Source organism: Mycobacterium innocens, assembly GCF_900566055.1.
Lineage (GTDB): Bacteria > Actinomycetota > Actinomycetes > Mycobacteriales > Mycobacteriaceae > Mycobacterium > Mycobacterium innocens.
On record NZ_UPHQ01000045.1, the window covers coordinates 35,962 to 53,555 of the forward strand.

Annotated in this window: 16 protein-coding genes and 2 pseudogenes; 8 read left to right on the forward strand and 10 right to left on the reverse strand. The window is 68.9% G+C overall.

The window, feature by feature from the left end; translation table 11 throughout:
- Positions 1 to 28: 28 nt before the first annotated feature.
- Positions 29 to 961 (reverse strand): annotated as a pseudogene (locus tag EET03_RS05450) (class I SAM-dependent methyltransferase); the annotation flags it as partial.
- A gap of 116 nt (positions 962 to 1,077) precedes the next feature.
- On the opposite strand from EET03_RS05450, the gene EET03_RS05455 reads away from it, so the two are divergent.
- Complete coding sequence (locus tag EET03_RS05455; RefSeq protein ID WP_099194331.1) at positions 1,078 to 1,752, forward strand: cation efflux transmembrane domain-containing protein; 675 nt, start codon at positions 1,078 to 1,080, stop codon at positions 1,750 to 1,752.
- Between the two features lie 86 nt (positions 1,753 to 1,838).
- Here EET03_RS05455 and ctpC read toward each other — a convergent pair whose 3' ends face one another.
- From ctpC to EET03_RS05475, 4 genes are all read right to left on the reverse strand, one after another.
- Positions 1,839 to 4,007 carry a manganese-exporting P-type ATPase CtpC gene (gene ctpC / locus EET03_RS05460; protein ID WP_099194004.1) on the reverse strand — a complete coding sequence of 723 codons (2,169 nt, stop codon included), beginning with the start codon at positions 4,005 to 4,007 and terminating at the stop codon, positions 1,839 to 1,841.
- Between the two features lie 10 nt (positions 4,008 to 4,017).
- Positions 4,018 to 4,299 (reverse strand): DUF1490 family protein, encoded by a 282-nt coding sequence (locus EET03_RS05465; RefSeq protein ID WP_075542693.1) that lies wholly within the window; start codon positions 4,297 to 4,299, stop codon positions 4,018 to 4,020.
- A 109-nt stretch (positions 4,300 to 4,408) separates the two neighbouring features.
- Positions 4,409 to 5,146: a TIGR03089 family protein gene (locus tag EET03_RS05470; RefSeq protein ID WP_208649002.1), complete on the reverse strand. Its 738-nt coding sequence runs from the start codon at positions 5,144 to 5,146 to the stop codon at positions 4,409 to 4,411.
- Positions 5,134 to 6,612 carry an LCP family protein gene (locus tag EET03_RS05475; protein ID WP_075542692.1) on the reverse strand — a complete coding sequence of 493 codons (1,479 nt, stop codon included), beginning with the start codon at positions 6,610 to 6,612 and terminating at the stop codon, positions 5,134 to 5,136. The genes EET03_RS05470 and EET03_RS05475 overlap by 13 nt, the downstream gene beginning before the upstream one ends.
- A gap of 67 nt (positions 6,613 to 6,679) precedes the next feature.
- On the opposite strand from EET03_RS05475, the gene rfbD reads away from it, so the two are divergent.
- Genes rfbD through manB form a run of 3 tightly spaced genes read left to right on the forward strand, consistent with a single transcriptional unit; the run spans position 6,680 to position 9,558 of the window.
- Positions 6,680 to 7,594, forward strand: a complete 915-nt coding sequence (gene rfbD / locus EET03_RS05480) for a dTDP-4-dehydrorhamnose reductase (protein ID WP_075542691.1) — start codon at positions 6,680 to 6,682, stop codon at positions 7,592 to 7,594.
- Positions 7,587 to 8,477, forward strand: a complete 891-nt coding sequence (locus EET03_RS05485) for a glycosyltransferase family 2 protein (RefSeq protein ID WP_075542690.1) — start codon at positions 7,587 to 7,589, stop codon at positions 8,475 to 8,477. The genes rfbD and EET03_RS05485 overlap by 8 nt, the downstream gene beginning before the upstream one ends.
- A gap of 1 nt (position 8,478) precedes the next feature.
- Positions 8,479 to 9,558, forward strand: a complete 1,080-nt coding sequence (gene manB, locus EET03_RS05490) for a mannose-1-phosphate guanylyltransferase (protein ID WP_075542689.1) — start codon at positions 8,479 to 8,481, stop codon at positions 9,556 to 9,558.
- Positions 9,559 to 9,618: 60 nt separating this feature from the next.
- Here the strand turns inward: manB and EET03_RS05495 are convergent, their stop codons facing one another.
- From EET03_RS05495 to cofD, 4 genes are read right to left on the reverse strand one after another with little or no spacing between them, the layout of a single operon-like run.
- Positions 9,619 to 10,167, reverse strand: coding sequence for an NUDIX hydrolase (locus EET03_RS05495; RefSeq protein WP_075542718.1), 549 nt, complete (start codon positions 10,165 to 10,167; stop codon positions 9,619 to 9,621).
- Positions 10,164 to 11,741: an Eco57I restriction-modification methylase domain-containing protein gene (locus EET03_RS05500; protein ID WP_075542688.1), complete on the reverse strand. Its 1,578-nt coding sequence runs from the start codon at positions 11,739 to 11,741 to the stop codon at positions 10,164 to 10,166. Before EET03_RS05500 ends, EET03_RS05495 begins: the two co-directional genes overlap by 4 nt.
- On the reverse strand, positions 11,738 to 13,078 hold the full coding sequence (locus EET03_RS05505) for a coenzyme F420-0:L-glutamate ligase (protein WP_075542687.1): 1,341 nt from the start codon (positions 13,076 to 13,078) through the stop codon (positions 11,738 to 11,740). The genes EET03_RS05500 and EET03_RS05505 overlap by 4 nt, the downstream gene beginning before the upstream one ends.
- Positions 13,075 to 14,064, reverse strand: coding sequence for a 2-phospho-L-lactate transferase (gene cofD, locus EET03_RS05510; protein WP_063469450.1), 990 nt, complete (start codon positions 14,062 to 14,064; stop codon positions 13,075 to 13,077). The genes EET03_RS05505 and cofD overlap by 4 nt, the downstream gene beginning before the upstream one ends.
- Before the next feature lie 375 nt (positions 14,065 to 14,439).
- On the opposite strand from cofD, the gene EET03_RS05520 reads away from it, so the two are divergent.
- Entirely contained in the window at positions 14,440 to 14,787 is a 348-nt protein-coding gene (locus tag EET03_RS05520) for a WhiB family transcriptional regulator (protein ID WP_063469463.1), read from the forward strand.
- 36 nt (positions 14,788 to 14,823) lie between these two features.
- Here the strand turns inward: EET03_RS05520 and EET03_RS05525 are convergent, their stop codons facing one another.
- A complete protein-coding gene (locus EET03_RS05525; RefSeq protein WP_425271501.1) occupies positions 14,824 to 15,357 on the reverse strand; it encodes a metallopeptidase family protein in 534 nt (177 codons plus the stop codon).
- A 65-nt stretch (positions 15,358 to 15,422) separates the two neighbouring features.
- Between EET03_RS05525 and EET03_RS05530 the strand changes: the two genes are divergently transcribed.
- The 3 genes and pseudogenes from EET03_RS05530 to EET03_RS05540 all read left to right on the forward strand — a co-directional run.
- Positions 15,423 to 15,893, forward strand: a complete 471-nt coding sequence (locus EET03_RS05530) for a DUF3499 domain-containing protein (protein ID WP_208649003.1) — start codon at positions 15,423 to 15,425, stop codon at positions 15,891 to 15,893.
- Between the two features lie 128 nt (positions 15,894 to 16,021).
- Positions 16,022 to 17,416, forward strand: a complete 1,395-nt coding sequence (locus EET03_RS05535; protein ID WP_099194005.1) for a phosphomannomutase/phosphoglucomutase — start codon at positions 16,022 to 16,024, stop codon at positions 17,414 to 17,416.
- Positions 17,413 to 17,594 (forward strand): annotated as a pseudogene (locus EET03_RS05540) (TobH protein); the annotation flags it as partial. The gene EET03_RS05535 and the pseudogene EET03_RS05540, both read left to right, overlap by 4 nt.

The following is a 17,594-nucleotide window of genomic DNA, read 5'->3' on the forward strand; positions in this document are numbered from 1 at the left end:
TTCTCTTATATGTGGTCGCCTGCCGGCGCAGCACCGCGGTGCAGTAGTAGTCCTCGGCGAAGGGGGGGCCTGGGGCGGCAGGGGCAGCGGTGCCATCGACGGAGGCCGGCGCGAATCCGTTGTCGACCAGCAGCCGATCCAGCGGCGTGCGAACCACTTGCCAACCGGCCTCTTCCAGGTGCGTCGCCACGTCGTTGCGCTTGCCGGGGAAGCCCAGAGCCTTGAGCGCGACGTCCAGACCGTGCTGGTACCAGCGCTGGTAGATAACACTGAAAAGCTCTCGGCTGGCCGCAGCGCTGAAAAAGACCTCGGCGATCAGCTGGCTGCCGTCGGCGCTGAGCGCGGTGATGTGGTCGAGCAGCCGGTCCTGGGCATCGGGTGGCAGGTAACCGAAAAGTCCCTCGGCGGCCCATGCGGTGGGCCGGTCGGCCCCGAACCCGGCCTGTCGCAGCGCCGACGGCCAGTCATCACGCAGATCGACGGGGACGCCGCGCACGTCGGCGCGCGGAACGGCGCCGAGGGTGGCCAGTGCGGTGGTCTTGAATTCGACGACTTGCGGCACGTCGATCTCGAAGACCACCGTTCCGGTCGCCCAGGGCAGCCGGTATCCGCGGGTGTCCAGCCCGGAGGCCAGGATGACGACCTGTCGGTTGCCCGCGGGCGTCCCGTCGTGTTGGGCCGCGGCGAAAAACGCGTCGATGTAGCGGGTGCGCGCCGCTTGCTGGTCGGTCATCCGCTGCATGCCCCACGGGGCATCGGGCAGGTCGACGTCCTCGGACCGAAGTTCGCCGCTGGCCCACCGTAGGAAGAAGTCGATGCCGACAGCGCGCACCAGCGGTTCGGCGAACGGGTCGTCGATCAGGGCGGCCCGGGTGGCGCGGGCGCGTCCGGCCGCCACCATGGTCGCCGTGGCACCCACGCTGGAAGCCGGGTCCCAGGTGTCGTTCTCGGTGCGCCCCATCTGCGATCTCCTCGACGGCCGCAGGCTATTGGTCAGTCAGCGTAATCACCATCGCTTCGGTCACAGTGGGCCGGTCGAACCGGCGCCGGGCCGGCCTTGCCTTTAACATCTTCGGGATGGACACCGGGATCTCGCAGACCGACCACTGCCACGGGGTTGCGCCCGCGACGCCGGCGGTCGAGCGGGACTCCGAATGGCAGCACAATGCGGTGTGGGCGCACCGGCTGGCCGGGGTCAGCCTGGCCGTGCTGCTCATCGAGGGCGGCATCGGGTTGTGGCAGGGCCTGGCGGTGCGATCCGTGGCCTTGACCGGGTGGGCTCTGGCCGGCGGCTCGGAGGGTCTGGCCAGCGCCATGGTGCTGTGGCGCTTCACCGGCGACCGCACCCTGTCCGCGACCGCCGAGCGGCGCGCGCAACGCGGAGTCGCGGTGTCGTTCTGGCTGACTGCCCCCTACATCGCTGCCGAGTCCCTGCAGCACCTGGCCGGCCGCCAGCACGCCGAAACCTCGGTGCTGGGCATCGCGTTGACGGCCATCGCGCTGGTGCTGATGCCGATCCTCGGCTGGGCCAACCACAAACTGGGCGCCCGCCTGAAATCGGGGGCCACCGAAGGCGAAGGCACCCAGAACTACCTGTGCGCCGCCCAGGCCGCCGGGGTGCTGCTGGGCCTGGCGATCACGGCCGGCTGGCCCGGCGGCTGGTGGGTCGACCCGGTCATGGGGCTCGCCATCTCCGGTGTCGCGGTGTGGCAGGGCGTCCGGTCCTGGCAGGGTCACGACTGCGGCTGCTGAGCGTCGGCCCGGTCGCCGAGATCGCCGCCAGGGTTGTGGTAGGCGGATCATCCACAGCCATGACGGCGATCTCGGCGTAACCGGTCTCAGTCCAGGCGGTAGCGGATCAACCGAGAGCTGTTGGCCACCACCGCCACCGACGACGCGTTGTGCAGGATGGCGGCCAGCACCGGGGACAGCGCGCCGCTGGCCCCGATCAGCAGTCCGGCGGCATTGACGGCGATGGACATGCCGTAGTTCTGCCGGACCACTTCCACTGCCCGCCCACCCAGGTCCCGCACATCGAGCAGCCGATGCAGATCGTCGTTGGCCAGCGCCACATCGGCGGTCTCGACGGCGACGTCGGTTCCGGCCAGCCCCATGGCGGTCCCGATGTCGGCGGCAGCCAGCGCCGGGGCGTCGTTGACGCCGTCGCCGACCATCCCGACGACGTAACCGTCGTCCTGCAGCTCGCGCACTACCTCGAGCTTGTCCTCCGGCATCACCTCGGCGCGCCACTCGTCGATGCCCAACTCCTCGGCGACCACCTTGGCGATGTCGGGATGGTCGCCGGTGAGCATGACGATGCAGCGAACACCGTTGTCCCGCAACTCTTTCAGCACGTCGGCGGCCTCGGGCCGCACCTCGTCGCGCAGGCTGATCAGCCCCACCAGCGTGCCGTCCACGGCCAGCAGCAGCGGGGTCTCCGCCTGACGGCGCAGCGTGTCGACCCATTCCGACGCCTTCTTGGAGACGTTGACGTTCTCCGACCGCAACAGCGACGGGCTACCCAGCAACAAGGTCCGCCCGTCGGCCCAGGTTCGCATGCCCAGGCCGACCAGCACCTCACACTCCTCGTGCGGCGGGATGCTGATGCGGCGCTCCTCGGTCGATCGGATCACCGCTTCGGCCAGCGGGTGCCGGGAGTGGATTTCCGAGCTGGCGGCATAGGCCAGCACCTGTTCGGGCTCCCAATCCTTATGCATGGCAATGATATTGGTGACCACCGGGCGCCCCACGGTCAGCGTTCCGGTCTTGTCGAACACGATCGCGTCGACCCGGCCGGCCTGTTCGAGGTGCGAGCCGCCCTTGATCAGGATGCCGCGGCGCGCCCCGTTGCCGATCGCCGCGCTGATCGCGGTGGGGGTGGACAAGCCCACCGCGCAGGGGCAGGCGATCAACAGCATGGTCATCGCCCGCCGGACGTCCCCGGTGATCAGCAAGGTGATCGCGGACACGATGAACGAGGTGGGCACGAACCGGCGGGAGAAGTTCTCCCCGACCGTCTGGATCGGTGCCCGATCCTGTTGCGCCTCTTCGACTCTGCTGATGATGCGACCGATCGTGGTTTGGTTGCCCACGGCCTGGGCGCGCACCACCAGGCGCCCGCGCACCACGACCGAACCCGCGTGCACGTGCGTCCCGACCACGACGCTGACCGGCAGGTTCTCCCCGGTGATCGCCGACTGGTTGACGATGGCCTCACCGTCGACCACCTCACCGTCGACCGGGATGGCGACATGGTCGTGCACCACCACCTCGTCGCCGATCTGCAGGGTGTCGATCGGCACCTGCACTTCGGTGCCCGCTTCGGTGCCGTCGGTCAGGCGGATCCAGGCGGTGTCCTGATTGCCCCGCAGCAGCTCCGAGATCGCCCGCCGGGTCCGCCGCAGCGTCAGATCCTGCAGGTACTCGCCGATGTTGAGCAGCCACAGCACGGTGAGCGCGACCACGTTTTCCCGCAGGATGAGGCTGGCGACGGTGGCTGCCGAGACCAGCGCGTCGGTGCCGGCCTTGCCGGAGCGCAGCGAGCGCAGTGCGCCGCGCAGGAACGGGTAGCCGGTGAAGATGGTGACGCCGGTGGCGACCATCCGGCCGCTGGGCCCCAGCAGCGGTGGCCTCTTGAACACGTAGCGGCGCACCCCGAGCAGGGCCAGCGCCGCGCCGCCGATGACCATGCGTAGCACGTCGGCGTTGCGGATCTCCGAGGAGTGCGGCGCCCGGGCCGGAATGAACTCGGCCGCGACGTGCTGAGCGTCGCTGATCGCCTGCAAGACCGCCGGGCGGTCGCAGCGCCGCGGGGCGTACCACACCACGACCGACCCGGTGCGCGGGTAGGCGTGCACCACCCGCACCCCGTTCTGCTTGGCGACGGCCTCTTCGATCGCTACCGCCCGGCGGGAGTCACCGCGGACCCAGCCGACGTGGACCCGCATGCGCCCGGCCGCATCGGAAACCACTTCGTGAGGAACTGCTTGAGGAATTGCCAGCGTCATCTCGGGTAGCTCAGTGGTCGTGGTCGTGGGCGTGACCGACGGCAGGGGTGGGCGCCTCCTCGCCGACACGCTCGCGAGCCTCGGCCATCACGTCGGAAATCTTCAGCCGGGCCGACTCCGCGGCTTCCTCGGCCTTATGTGTTCCGCGCAACCCCAACTCGACCACCGAGACCGCCGCCTGATGCACCGGCGCTTTCTTCGCGGCCCTGCGCACCAGGTCATAGGCTGCCACCCCGACCACCCCGTGGACCACCAAGGTGGCCGCCTTCGCCAACACTCCGTACGCCGCCATGAGTCTGTACCTTCCTTTCGGCCTGTCATCGGCCACGACGCTAACATCAAAATATCGCGATATCAACATGTATCTGCGGGCGTGGCTTGAGCCGTCGAATCGCCTCGGATCAAAGGACGCGGGTGACCTTTTCGGTCTCGATCCTGCGCTGCAGCGCCCCCTGGTCCGGGTTGGCCACCAGCACCAGAGAAGCGCCCACGGCCAGGACCGCCAGCAGGCCGTCCACCATGTCGCCGGGAGTGGTCCACGAGGCAGTGGAAAGCACCGAAAGCACCCGATCGTTTGACGTCAAACCCCTTGCCGTCGCGGAGTTTTCGCAGTCGGCCAGGATCTGGTCGACCGATCGGCCGGCCAGCGCCGGCCCGGGGTGGCGCTCGGCAACGATCTGGTCGCCATGCACCCGCACCGCGGTGGCGTAGTCGGTGACCCCGATCGGCAGGCCGGGCGCCGCCCGGCCGAACGGATCCAGGGACAACACCGCCACCTCGCCACCCGGCTGGACGGTCGAGTCCGCCTCGTCCAGCCGTTCCGCGGTGCACAGGGCAACGTCGGCAGGGCCCTGGAGAACCACCTCGGCGCCGATCCACCACACCCCGAACAGCACGGCCGCCGTTTGCCAATGGGCGGGCAGCAACACCACGACCCGGCTGGCCGGCCCGGCGGCCAGCTCGTCGCGCAACAAATTCCCGGTCTTGGCGGCCCAATTCGCCAGGGTCACCGCCGACAGCTCGATGCGTTCGCCGGCAGGCTGAACAGCATCGTCGTAGTAGGTGATGCGGGGGCCGACCGGGTCGGCCCGCAGCATCGGATCGAGGATCGCCCCGGACAGCGTGGTCAGTTGATGCACTCCGGATTGTCGGAACCGGCGGTCAGGATCGGCGACGGCGGGGGAGTGGTGTCCGAGGCGCCGGCATTCCCGGAATTTGAAGCGCGGGCGGGCGTCATGGTGCCGGTCCCGTTGCCGCCGAGGCCGGAGCCCGGTCCGGTGTAGTCGCTGGCCAGCACCACCCGGACCGATCCCGGCGGTATCGAGGAGTCGGCGACGACCGGTAACCCGCCCAGCTCCTTGGCGACCTGCTGCGCGCCCAAGTCGTCGGTCTTGGCGGCCCGCACCTGGCTGCCCTTCACGTGGACGCCGTCGTTGTTGCCCACCGATCCGGTAGCAAATCCCTTGGCGCTCAGGACTTCTGAGACCGCCGCCGCCAATCCGTTGATGTCGGTGTCGTTGGCCACGTCGGCGGTGGTCTTGGCTGGTGTGTAGGCCAGCTGCTCGGTCTTGCCCTCGTCCTGCTCGTGCAGCAGGCCGCCCACCCAGTCGGCAACCTGGTGCGGGTCCACCCGGACCACGCTCTGCATGCCGTCGTCGCTCCAGCCGGCGCCGTCGAGCACCGGGATGGTGGCAAAGGCGACGTTGCCGCCGGAAAGGCTCTGCATCTGCTTGACGAAATCCATGATGTCCCAGCCCGACGACAGCACCACCGAGCGCTGCACAGCCTGCTCCAGCCGCTTGAGCGTCGCGGGGCTGGACAGCGTCTTGCCGGAGATGACCCGGTGGGCCAGCGAGGCCATCACCGCCTGCTGGCGCACCACCCGGTCCAGGTCGCCGCGCGGCAACTCGTGGCGCTGGCGGACGAAGCTGAGCGCCTGCGGACCGTTGAGCTTCTGCCGCCCGGCCGGGAAGTCGGCGCCCGAAAGCGGTTCGTAGACAGGATCTTTGAGGCACACGTCGACGCCGCCGAGCGCGTCGGCGATCAACGCGAAACCGAGCAGGCCGATCTCGGCGTAGTGGTCGACCGTGACCCCGGTGAGTTCGGCCACCGTCTTGATCAGCGCCTCGCGACCGGCTTCGGTGCCCGCGGCGGCGGCTTCGGCCGCGGAAGCGCCGGCCTGGACCAGTCCGGCCCGCTTGACCTCCCGGGTCTGGCCGTAGACGCCGTTGATCTTGGTCTTGCCCACGCCGGGGGCCTGGACGTAGGAGTCGCGCGGAATGGATATCGCGGTGGCCGACTTCCCGTTGTTGGGGATCCGGATCAGGATGATCGTGTCGGTGTTGGTGGCTTCCTCGTCGCCGGCCCGCAACGTCGCCAGTTCCTCGGCGGACAGCGGGTTGCCGTGGGCATCGGTACGGCTGTCCAGGCCGACCAGCAGGATGTCGATCGCGCCGTCGTCGCCGCCATGGCCCAGCGAGGGCGCGGACATGTGGAAGATGCCGTCTTCGAACGACCGGACGTTGGTCCATGCCAATCCGGTGCCGAGGACGACCGCGACGGCCAATGCGGTGCACACCGCACGAACCACACGTTGCACAGGCATCACTGTAGGTTACTTGTGTCACAGCTAGTTTCTGGGTAGCGCGGGCCGGCGTGCCAGACTCGAACGCATGTCGGGCAGGATCTTGATCACCGGTGCGGGCGGGCAGCTGGGCCGCGTTGTGGCTGCGCAGGCGGGCCTCGCGGGCCGCGAGGTGCTGGCGCGGACGTCGTCGCAATGGGATATCACCGACCCGGGCGCGGCCGACCTGATCGTCCGAAGCGGCGACATCGTGCTCAATTGCGCCGCCTACACCGACGTCGACGCCGCCGAAAGCGACGAGGCCCGCGCCTACGCCGTCAACGCCACCGGTCCGGAAAACCTCGCGCGTGCCTGCGCGCGTGTCGGTGCCCAGCTGATTCACGTCTCGACCGACTACGTGTTCAACGGCGACTTCGGCGGTGCGCCGCCACATCCCTACGAGCCGGGCGACGCAACCGCGCCCCAGAGTGTGTATGCCCGCAGCAAGCTCGCCGGTGAACAAGCGGTGCTGGCGGCGTTGCCGGAGGCCGTCGTGGTGCGCACCGCGTGGGTCTACACCGGCGGGGACGGCACGGACTTCGTGGCCGTCATGCGCCGGCTGGCCGCCGGTGACGGCCCGATCGACGTGGTCAGCGACCAGACCGGATCACCGACCTATGTGGCCGACCTGGCCGCCGCGTTGCTGGAAGTGGCCGGCGCCGGCGTACCCGGAGGTGTGTTGCACGCCGCCAATGAGGGTGCGGTCTCCCGGTTCGCCCAAGCTTGCGCGGTGTTTGAAGAATGCGGCGCCGACCCCCGCCGGGTGCGGCCGGTCAGCAGTGCCCAGTTCCCGCGGCCCGCGCCGCGGCCGAGCTACTCGGCGTTGGGTGGCCGGGCCTGGACCGCGGCCGGATTGACCCCGCTGCGGCCCTGGCGCAGCGCGCTGGCCGCGGCGCTGGCGGCAGCTTGCGGCGCAGCCCCGGGACATCCCACGCCACGACCGTTACCCTCTACGCGTGACTGACGTCTTGCCGGTCGTCGCGGTGACCTATTCGCCGGGCCCTCACCTGGAGCGGTTCCTGGCGTCATTGTCGCTGGCCACCGAGCGTCCGGTCAGGGTGTTGCTGGCCGACAACGGCTCCACCGATGGAACACCCCAGGCCGCCGTCGAGCGCTACCCCAACGTGCGGCTGCTGCCGACGGGAGCCAATCTCGGCTACGGAACCGCGGTGAACTTCACCGTTTCCCAGCTCGACCGGCTCGGTGAGGACTGGCTGGGCGACTGGGTGATCGTGGCCAACCCGGATGTGCAATGGGGACCGGGCAGCATCGACGCCCTGCTGGGGGCCGCCGAGCGCTGGCCCCGCGCCGGTGCGCTGGGTCCGCTGATCCGCGATCCCGACGGGTCGGTGTACCCGTCGGCACGCCACCTGCCCAGCCTGATCCGCGGCGGCATGCACGCGGTGCTCGGACCGGTATGGCCGGGTAACAGGTGGACGAAGGCCTACCGCCAGGAGCACCTGGAGCCCAGTGAACGGGCGGTCGGTTGGCTGTCGGGGTCGTGTTTGTTGCTGCGGCGCTCGGCCTTCGCCCAGGTGGGCGGGTTCGACGAGCGCTACTTCATGTACATGGAGGACGTCGATCTCGGCGACCGGCTCGGCAAGGCCGGCTGGCTCAGCGTCTATGTGCCTTCAGCCGAGGTCCTGCATCACAAGGGGCACTCGACCGGACGCGACCCGGCGACGCATCTGGCGGCACATCACCAAAGCACCTACATATTCCTGGCGGATCGGCATAGCGGCTGGTGGCGTGCGCCGCTGCGCTGGACGCTGCGGGGATCACTGGCGGTGCGTTCTCGTCTCATGGTGCGCAGTTCGCGCCGGAAACTAGTAGAAGGGCGGCACTGAGTTGGCAGTTCGGCAAGTCGATGCGGTGATCCTGGTCGGCGGCAAGGGCACCAGGCTGCGGCCGCTGACGTTGTCCGCGCCCAAACCCATGCTCCCGACCGCCGGGCTGCCGTTTCTGACCCATCTGCTGTCGCGCGTCGCCGCGGCGGGAATCGAACACGTCATCCTGAGCACGTCGTACCGGGCCGAGGTGTTCCAAGCCGAATTCGGCGACGGGTCCAAGCTGGGCCTGCAGATCGACTACGTGACCGAGGAGAACCCGCTGGGCACCGGCGGCGGCATCGCCAATGTGGCTGACAAGCTGCGCTACAACACCGTGATGGTGTTCAACGGCGACGTCCTCTCCGGGGCCGACCTGAACCAACTGCTGGAATTCCACGACACCAACCAGGCGGACGTCACCCTGCACCTGGTTCGGGTGGGTGACCCGAGGGCCTTCGGCTGTGTGCCCACCGACGCCGACGGCCGGGTCACGGCATTCCTGGAGAAGACCGAGGATCCGCCCACCGACCAGATCAACGCCGGCTGCTATGTGTTCAAGCGCGAGATCATCGACCGGATTCCCCGGGGCCGCGAGGTCTCGGTGGAGCGCGAGGTCTTTCCGGCGTTGCTCGCCGATGCCGACGTCAGGATTTGCGGCTATGTCGACGCCACGTACTGGCGCGACATGGGCACACCGGAAGATTTCGTGCGTGGGTCGGCTGACCTGGTTCGCGGCATCGCTCCGTCACCGGCCCTGCACGGCCATCGCGGTGAGCAGCTGGTGCACGACGGCGCGGCGATCTCGCCCGGGGCGTTGTTGATCGGCGGCACGGTCGTCGGGCGGGGCGCCGAGATCGGCCCCGGCGCCCGGCTGGACGGCGCGATCATCTTTGACGGCGTCAAGGTGGAGGCCGGCAGCGTGATAGAGCGATCGATCATCGGCTTCGGCGCCCGCATCGGGCCCCGGGCGCTGATCCGCGACGGCGTGATCGGCGACGGCGCCGACATCGGCGCGCGCTGCGAACTGCTGCGTGGCGCCCGGGTGTGGCCCGGGGTCTCCATTCCCGACGGCGGCATCCGCTATTCGTCCGACGTCTGAGCTTCTTTCACCTCCAACGTGACGCTGTTGACACGCTCGACGGCGAACGTGACGCTGGCGTCACGCTCGGCGCGTCGCTTGAGTTGCTTGAGTCACCAGGTACGCCAGCGCGTGGTCGGTCCCGCGCGGTAATTCCTCGGCCGGCCACCACCGCAGGTCCTCGGACTCCTCGCTGATCGCGATCTGCGCCCCGGCCGGCGCGTGCGCCATGAATTGCAGATCCAGATGACGCGTCGGCACTCCCAACGAGCAGGTGACCGGATGCACATGCACCGCGACGAGTTCGGGTGCCAGCCGCAAACCGGCGATGCCGGATTCCTCGGTCGCCTCGCGCAGCGCCGCGGCGACGACGTCGCGGTCGTCGTCCTCGCAGTGGCCGCCCAGCTGCACCCAACGACCGAAGCGGCGATGCAAACACAGCAGCACCTGAGTGCCGCTGTCGTCCAGCACCAGCGTCGAGGCGGTGATGTGGCCGGCTTCGCAGTCGCGCCGGCACGCGTCGGCCCGGGCATGCACGAACGCCAGCACGGCATGCCGCAGCGAGTCCTGGCCCGGGTCGGGAGCCTGCCAATCGGTGAGGGTGGCGATCACCGAATCCCGGATGCTCAACGCGACCCCCGGTTGCGTCGGCGACCGCGAAGGGTGGACCACGCCGCCCGGCAGCTCGCGACCAGGTCCGGCGACAGACCGAGCCGCTCGATCAGGACATGACGATCCACAATGTCGAGGGCCTTCTCCGTCTCGTTCGACTTCAAGAGCAGATCGACGTCGCGGGCAAGTTCGGAGCTCGCGTACGCCGGCGGCGGGACCGGCAACAGCTCGGCCTCACCCGGCTCGAGCTCCAGGACGCCACCGCCATAACTGCGGCCCATGATCTCGGCGAACGCGAACGTCGCGCTGTTGTGGAAGACGGCGGCAAGCCTTGCCGGATCGACGGTGGGGCCCACCCGCACCCGATGCACGGTGTCGGTGCTCGTCGCCGCGGCCGCATTGACCGTCAGGCGCGGCGCGCAGTGGATTTGGCGCAGCATGAAAAGGTCCGGAATCCACAGCGACGGCGTGCGCCACCACGGTTTGCGGATCGAGCACTTATAACCCAGGTGAACCCCGGCGGCCTCGCCGGCGGCAAGGTGCGCGGCCAAAGCGCCGTCGGCGGGGGTGCGGGGGGCGTCCAGCAGCCAGGTTCGGTGCCCGGCGGCGACATCGCTTGCCCGGCAATCGTCGTCGTAGACCAGACCGCTGAGTTGGGCACTGCGAGAGACCAGCGGAACGCAGTGCCGCCGCAGCCCCCGCGCGGCCGCCTCGGCGTCGGTGAAGGTGAAGAAGCTGTTGCGGCCGGTCACGATGCCCACGTCCACCTCCGCCAGGTCGCCGAGCCTGACCATGGTCCCGGACCGGCGCAGTGCGCGTAACAGCTCGATCTGACCCGGGTCGAGGAAATACGTGGTCCACTTCTCTTTTTCGTGAAGGAGCGCCGGAGCGGTCTCGCCGGTGAGGTTCGCGCGCTCGAGTCCACCGGCATCGGCGAGGTTGACGGTGCGTATCCACGCCGGGCCCGCACCGACCACTCCGCAGAACACCACGACTTCTTGCAGGATCGTGTCGAATACCAATCGCTCGAAGGTCACCAGCGTGATTTCGCGATAACTGCTCAGCAGAAATTCCCGCAGCTGCGCCGCGTAGCTGACCTGCAACAATTCCGCCGGAACCACCAGGCCCACTCGTCCGCCCTCGCGCACCAGGGCGGTACTGGCCACGACGAACGGGACCCACGCATTGGTCAGCTTCGTCGGGCGCAGGCCCGCGCTTCGCATCAGCTCCAGGGCCGGTGCCCGCTGATCGGGTGCCCAGTTGCCGAAGCGGATATAGGGCGGGTTGCCGGCGATGCCGTCCCAGCTGCCGGGTCGGGTCGTATGCAGCCAGCTGAAAAAGTTGGCGACGTCGACGGCAGCGAATGCTCGCGACTTTTTCGCTTCCCGCTCAACGAGTTCCACACCGTGTGCCCGGCAAGTCAGGGCGGCCAGTTCGCGCAGAATCCGGCCATCGCCGCAGGAGGGCTCCAGGATCCGTGGGCCGGCCTCGCAGACCCAGCGAGCCAGGAACCGGGCCACCGCGGGCGGCGTGTAGTAGCCGCCGCGAACCTTGTCGGCGGACGCGGCGGCCTTACCCGCGAACGTTGTCATTTGCGGACCAACAGGTCCCCAACGGGCGCCGGGTCGCGCACCCCCGTCGGCTCTTGGGCGTAGCCGATCGCGATGGCGCCCAACGGTTCCCAGTCGGCAGCCAACTGCAATTCGGCACGCACCACATCGGCGGCGAAGATCGTCGAGCCGATCCAGCAACTGCCCAGCCCACGCACCGCCAGGGCAACCAGCAGGGCTTGCACCGCGGCTCCCACCGTGACGGTGAACATGGTGTGCTCGGCGTGGCCGCGGGCCGCGTCGGGGTAGGCGTGGGCACCCTCCGGCACCAGCATGGGGATGACGACTTCGGGTGCGTCGTAGAGTATTTGGCCGCGCGCGACGCGGCGTTCGACGGCGTCGGCCGGCTTGCCGTCGCCGGCCAGATCGCAGCGCCACTTGTCTTTCATCCGATCGAGCAGCCGGGCGCGCACCGCCGGCGTCTGCAGCCATACGAACCGCACCGGCCGGGTGTGGTGCGGGGCCGGCGCGGTGAGCGCCTCGGCGACCGCGGATTCGACGAGCTCCGGCGGCACCGGCTCGGCACTGAACCGGCGAACCGACCTGCGCAGCAGCTGGGCCTGTCGGCGCCCCAGCTCGATGGCTTCGGCGGTGCCGAGCCAGAACAGGTCCTCGGCGCCCGGCCGCACCAAGCGCCGCGCCGTGGAGCCGTCGTCGCGCACCGGCAGCCCGCGGACCACGGCCACCGGCAGCGCCGTCAACTTGCCCTTGACCAGATCGGCGGCGGCGGCGATCTCGTCGGCGACCGCGATCTCGGTGACGACCAATTCGTTGCCGTGCCGGTCCAGGGCGCCCGCATAGTTATGCAGCACCGCCAGACCGGCGGCACCGACCGCGGCGTCGATCTGGCCGCAGCGCCAGGCTCGGCCCATGGTGTCGGTGACCACCACCGCCACGGTGACACCGAGACGGTCGCGCAGCCCGGCGCGCAGGGCCGCGGCGCTGGCGTCGGGATCGACGGGCAGCAGCGCCAATTCATTCCGGTTGACGTTGGATCCGTCCACCCCGGCGGCGGCCTGCACCAGCCCGAGCCGGTTCTCGGTGATCAAGGTCTTGCCCTTGCGGGCCAGTACCCGTACCGCTTCGTCGTCGATCAGCTTGCGGCGCAGTCGATCTCGTGCCTCCTCGGACTCCGGCGCCGGCACCAGCCGGCCCTCGCACTTGGACACCGCCTTGCTGGTGACCACCACGACGTCGCCGTCGCACAGCCAGGGCGCGGCGGCCGCGATCGCCGCGCTCAGGTCATCGCCGGGGCGGAATTCGGGAAGCCCGGTGACAGGCAGGATTTCGATGGGCGATCCGGTGCCGTGCTCGCTCACGCCGCCACACCCGCAAGCTCCAGCCCGGCGCTCACCATCTCCGCGGTTGCCTTCGGGTCGCTCATCAACAGCGGTATCGATCGCACCAGCACGCCGTCGATGTCGGCCTGATCGCCCTCGGCCACCAGCCAGCAGTCGAGTATGCCGGTGGTGGTGCGCGCGCCGTAGTGCCGGCCCACCGCCGCCGCGGTGGAATCCACCCCGATCACCGAAAGACACGCATCGGCCATGCCGCGCAACGGTTTTCCCCCGATGATCGGCGAGTAGCCGACGATCGGCGCTGAGGTGGCCCGCAGCGCGGCACGGATGCCGGGGACCGCCAGGATGGCACCGATGCTGACCACCGGGTTGGACGGAGCCAGCATGACGACGTCAGACTCGGCGATAGCGGCCAGTACTTCTGTTGTGGCACTCGCTGTTTCAGTGCCGATGAAGGCGAAGCTGTGGGTCGGCACCTGGGCGCGGTAGCGCACCCACCACTCCTGGAAGTGGATGGCACGCTGGGATTGGGCCTCCGGGTCGGTGATCACCACGTGGGTCTCGCAACGGTCATCGCTGACCGGGAGCAACGTCGCCCCCGGTTGCCAGCGGTCACACAGCGCCGCGGTGATCTGCGACAGCGGGTAGCCGGCGCGCAGCATCTGGGTGCGCACCAGGTGCGTGGCCAGATCCCGGTCGCCGAGTTGGAACCAGTCCGGCTGTACGCCGTAGCGCGCGAGTTCCTCTTTGGCGTGCCAGGTTTCGTCGCGATGACCCCAGCCCCGCTGCGGGTCGACACCGCCGCCCAGGGTGTACATGCAGGTGTCCAGGTCCGGGCAGACCCGTAGCCCGTGGATCCAGGCATCGTCACCGATGTTGACCACCGCGGTCAATTCGTGACATGCGTCGTGTCCCGGTATGGCAAACTGTCCCAGGCCGAGCAACTGCTGGACCCCCAACAGAAAGCGGGCGCCGCCGACTCCCCCCACGAGAACGGTGACCTTCACACCGCAGGACAGTACCCGCCGGGGACGGGGGATCAGGGCGGGGTTACCGCGCTTTCACGCCGGCCCCTGACGGGTCCCTGACGCGCATTGTGACGAAGTGCACTCGACACGCCGTACACCGAACCGAAACAGAATCGCGGAAATTTGATCACGAGATGGTATGGAAATGCGCCGGAATGCTTGACCCGGCTGCCCAATGCGTGTCTAATCACATCAGTGTCATTTCCCGGTTGGCCGGCCGGTTTCGGTGTCGCAGACCGAGATTCGATCACTAGTTCGAATTGGGTTAACTGCACATCAAAACAGTGGCAAACCATTTCACGATCTATTAGGTGAGGAGGCGGCGGCATGTCCTATGAGCACCTTAGGGGTGTGATGGCAGGCGCACCGCACACCGCTGCCGGCTCGGCGACAGTGCCATCGATGGAGATCGCCCGACCGCACTTGAGTTTGGTTTCCGACGCGTTCGAGCCCCAGCAGGCGCCGGCTCTCGTCGAGCCGCCCGCCGACCAGTGGCAGGACCGGGCCCTTTGTGCCCAAACGGATCCCGAGGCGTTCTTTCCGGAGAAGGGCGGCTCGACCCGCGAGGCAAAGAAGATCTGCCTTGGCTGCGAGGTGCGCCACGAGTGCCTGGAATACGCGCTCGCTCACGACGAGCGTTTCGGCATCTGGGGTGGCCTGTCGGAGCGCGAGCGTCGGCGCCTCAAGCGCGGCATTATCTGATCGGGATCTGATCGGGATCTGGGGGCGGCCCGCTGCTCACTCGTCGTCGATCGTCGGGTCGACGACCGAGGGCTCGACATCCAGATAGCTGGCTACCTGGGCCACCAAGATTTCGTGCAACAACTCGCCAAGCTCCAGGGTGTCCTTCGCCCGTCGCTCAATTGGCTTGCGGAACAAGACAATTCGTGCTCGCGTGGCATTGCCGCGGACGTCGACTCCTGCCGGTATCAGCCGGGCAAGCGGGATCGGCCCGTCGGCGATGACTTCGGGCGGCCACTGCACGTTCTCGGGATCCTTGGCTGATATGCGCGGGATCTCGTCCACCGCGACGTCCAATTCGGACACCCGGTCCTGCCAGCGGCGCTCGATGGGTTCGTAGGCTTCCAGCACCGCCATGTCGAACCGCTCGGACCGGCTGCGCCACCCCGGCACCGTCGGCGGCAGCAGCGGGCCACGCCACTCGCGACCCCGGCGCCGCACCCGGCGCGCCGCCGCGGATCTGCCACCCGGCCGGCCACTGCGGGGGTAGCCGCGGGAATCGTTCACGCGCCGATGGTAACGGTTGCACATCGCGCCCGGAACGGATGCGCGTGTCCGCCGCTTCGGCGGCGTTTCCGCACGATAGCCTTTCGGTCGTGAACGTACCCCGTCGCTGCTGTCGGCCCGGGTGTCCGCATTACGCAGTGGCAACGTTGACGTTCGTCTATTCGGACTCGACGGCGGTCGTGGGTCCGCTCGCCACAGCACGTGAACCGCACTCCTGGGATCTGTGCGTCAGCCACGCCGGCCGCATCACCGCGCCGCGAGGGTGGGAACTCGTGCGCCACGCCGGGCCGCTACCCACCAATCCCGATGAGGACGATCTGGTTGCGCTGGCCGACGCCGTGCGCGAGGGCGGCCCCGTCGCTGCCGGGGCCTATTCGGTGGCCCAACCCGGCAGAAACGGCTCGCCGCACAACGGCTTCCCCGATCCTGTGGTCCACCGCGCCGGTGCCCATGCCGGTGTTCATGCTAAGGCCCCGAGTGGCGGCGTGTTCGCGCCGCCCGAACATCGCAATGGACGTCGCCGCGGACACCTGCGCGTGTTGCCCGATCCCCCCGACTAGTCCCGACTAGCCCGGCCGATTCTCATAGCCGGTTCGGCTCCGGTCCAGACCGATGCCGTCGGCGACTTCGTCGGGCCGATAGGCTGGCGGCCAAGGGACGAAGAAAACCAAGTCGTCAGGAGCCCGCCATGTCTTGGCCCGCCGCGGTTATCAATCGTGTTATCAAGGCTTATGACGTGCGCGGGTTGGTCGGGGAAGAGATCGATGAGTCGCTGACCGTCGATATCGGCGCGGCCTTCGCCCGGTTGATGCACGCCGAGGGCGCGCGGCAGGTGGTGATCGGCCACGATATGCGCGACAGTTCGCCGTCGCTGGCCGCCGCGTTTGCCGACGGGGTGACCGGACAGGGCCTCGACGTGGTGCGCATCGGTTTGGCGTCGACCGATCAGCTCTATTTCGCCTCGGGACTGCTGGACTGCCCCGGTGCGATGTTCACCGCCAGCCACAACCCCGCCGCATACAACGGCATCAAGCTGTGCCGGGCCGGCGCCAAACCGGTGGGCGCGGACACCGGACTCATCGCCATACGGGACGATCTCATCAATGGCGTGCCCGCCCACGACGGGCCGGCCGGAACGCGCACCGACCAGGATGTGCTGGACGACTACGGGAGATTTCTGCGATCGCTGGTCAATACCACCGGCCTGCGGCCGCTGCGGGTGGCCGTGGACGCCGGCAACGGGATGGCCGGCCACACCGCACCGGCCGTGCTCGGCCCGATCGGCTCGATTACCTTGCTGCCCTTGTACTTCGAGCTCGACGGCTCGTTTCCCAACCACGAGGCCAACCCGCTCGACCCGGCCAACCTGGTGGACCTGCAGGCCTATGTGCGCGACACCGGCGCCGATATCGGACTGGCCTTCGACGGAGACGCCGACCGCTGCTTCGTGGTCGACGAGACCGGCCACCCCGTGTCGCCGTCGACGGTGACCGGCCTGGTAGCAGCGCGCGAGCTCGGCCGGGAGATCGGCGCGACCGTGATCCACAACGTGATCACCTCGCGCGCGGTGCCCGAACTGGTCGTCGAGCGCGGTGGCACGCCGTTGCGCTCGCGAGTCGGACACTCCTATATCAAGGCGCTGATGGCCGACACCGGCGCGATCTTCGGCGGCGAACACTCGGCCCACTACTACTTCCGCGACTTCTGGGGCGCCGATTCGGGGATGCTGGCCGCACTGTACGTGCTGGCCGCCCTCGGCGAGCAGGACCGGCCGTTGTCCGAGCTGACCGCCGACTACCAGCGCTATGAATCGTCCGGCGAGATCAACTTCCACGTGGCCGACGCCGAGGCGTGCGTGGAAGCGGTTCTGAAGTCGTTCGGCAACCGGGTCCAGTCCATCGACCACCTCGACGGGGTAACGGTGGATCTGGGCGACGACAGCTGGTTCAACCTGCGCAGCTCCAACACCGAGCCGTTGCTGCGGCTCAACGTGGAGGCCCGCAGCGCCGAGGATGTCGATGCGGTGGTGCAGCAGGTCAGCGGCGAAATCGCGGCCCAGCTGCCGGCGGAGGCGGGACCGTGAGCGCCGTCCAGTCGGTCGATCTCGAAGACGCCGACGGCCTGATCGCCGCCGACCGCGACGGCCTGTTGCGCGCCGCGTCGACCGCCGGTGCGCAGGTGCGGGCCATTGCCGCGGCACACGACGAAGGGGAACTGGACTTGCTGCGCGGCGGCGACCGGCCCCGAACGGTGATCTGGGT

Excerpts from the sequence above, each read along its gene's own strand:
- EET03_RS05520 (WP_063469463.1), top strand. The coding sequence starts at position 14,440 with ATGGCAGGCGCACCGCACACCGCTGCCGGCTCGGCGACAGTGCCATCG.
- ctpC (WP_099194004.1), bottom strand. The coding sequence starts at position 4,007 with ATGACGCTGGCAATTCCTCAAGCAGTTCCTCACGAAGTGGTTTCCGAT.
- EET03_RS05455 (WP_099194331.1), top strand. The coding sequence starts at position 1,078 with ATGGACACCGGGATCTCGCAGACCGACCACTGCCACGGGGTTGCGCCC.
- EET03_RS05465 (WP_075542693.1), bottom strand. The coding sequence starts at position 4,299 with ATGGCGGCGTACGGAGTGTTGGCGAAGGCGGCCACCTTGGTGGTCCAC.
- EET03_RS05535 (WP_099194005.1), top strand. The coding sequence starts at position 16,022 with ATGTCTTGGCCCGCCGCGGTTATCAATCGTGTTATCAAGGCTTATGAC.
- EET03_RS05475 (WP_075542692.1), bottom strand. The coding sequence starts at position 6,612 with ATGCCTGTGCAACGTGTGGTTCGTGCGGTGTGCACCGCATTGGCCGTC.
- EET03_RS05525 (WP_425271501.1), bottom strand. The coding sequence starts at position 15,357 with ATGTGCAACCGTTACCATCGGCGCGTGAACGATTCCCGCGGCTACCCC.
- rfbD (WP_075542691.1), top strand. The coding sequence starts at position 6,680 with ATGTCGGGCAGGATCTTGATCACCGGTGCGGGCGGGCAGCTGGGCCGC.
- EET03_RS05500 (WP_075542688.1), bottom strand. The coding sequence starts at position 11,741 with ATGACAACGTTCGCGGGTAAGGCCGCCGCGTCCGCCGACAAGGTTCGC.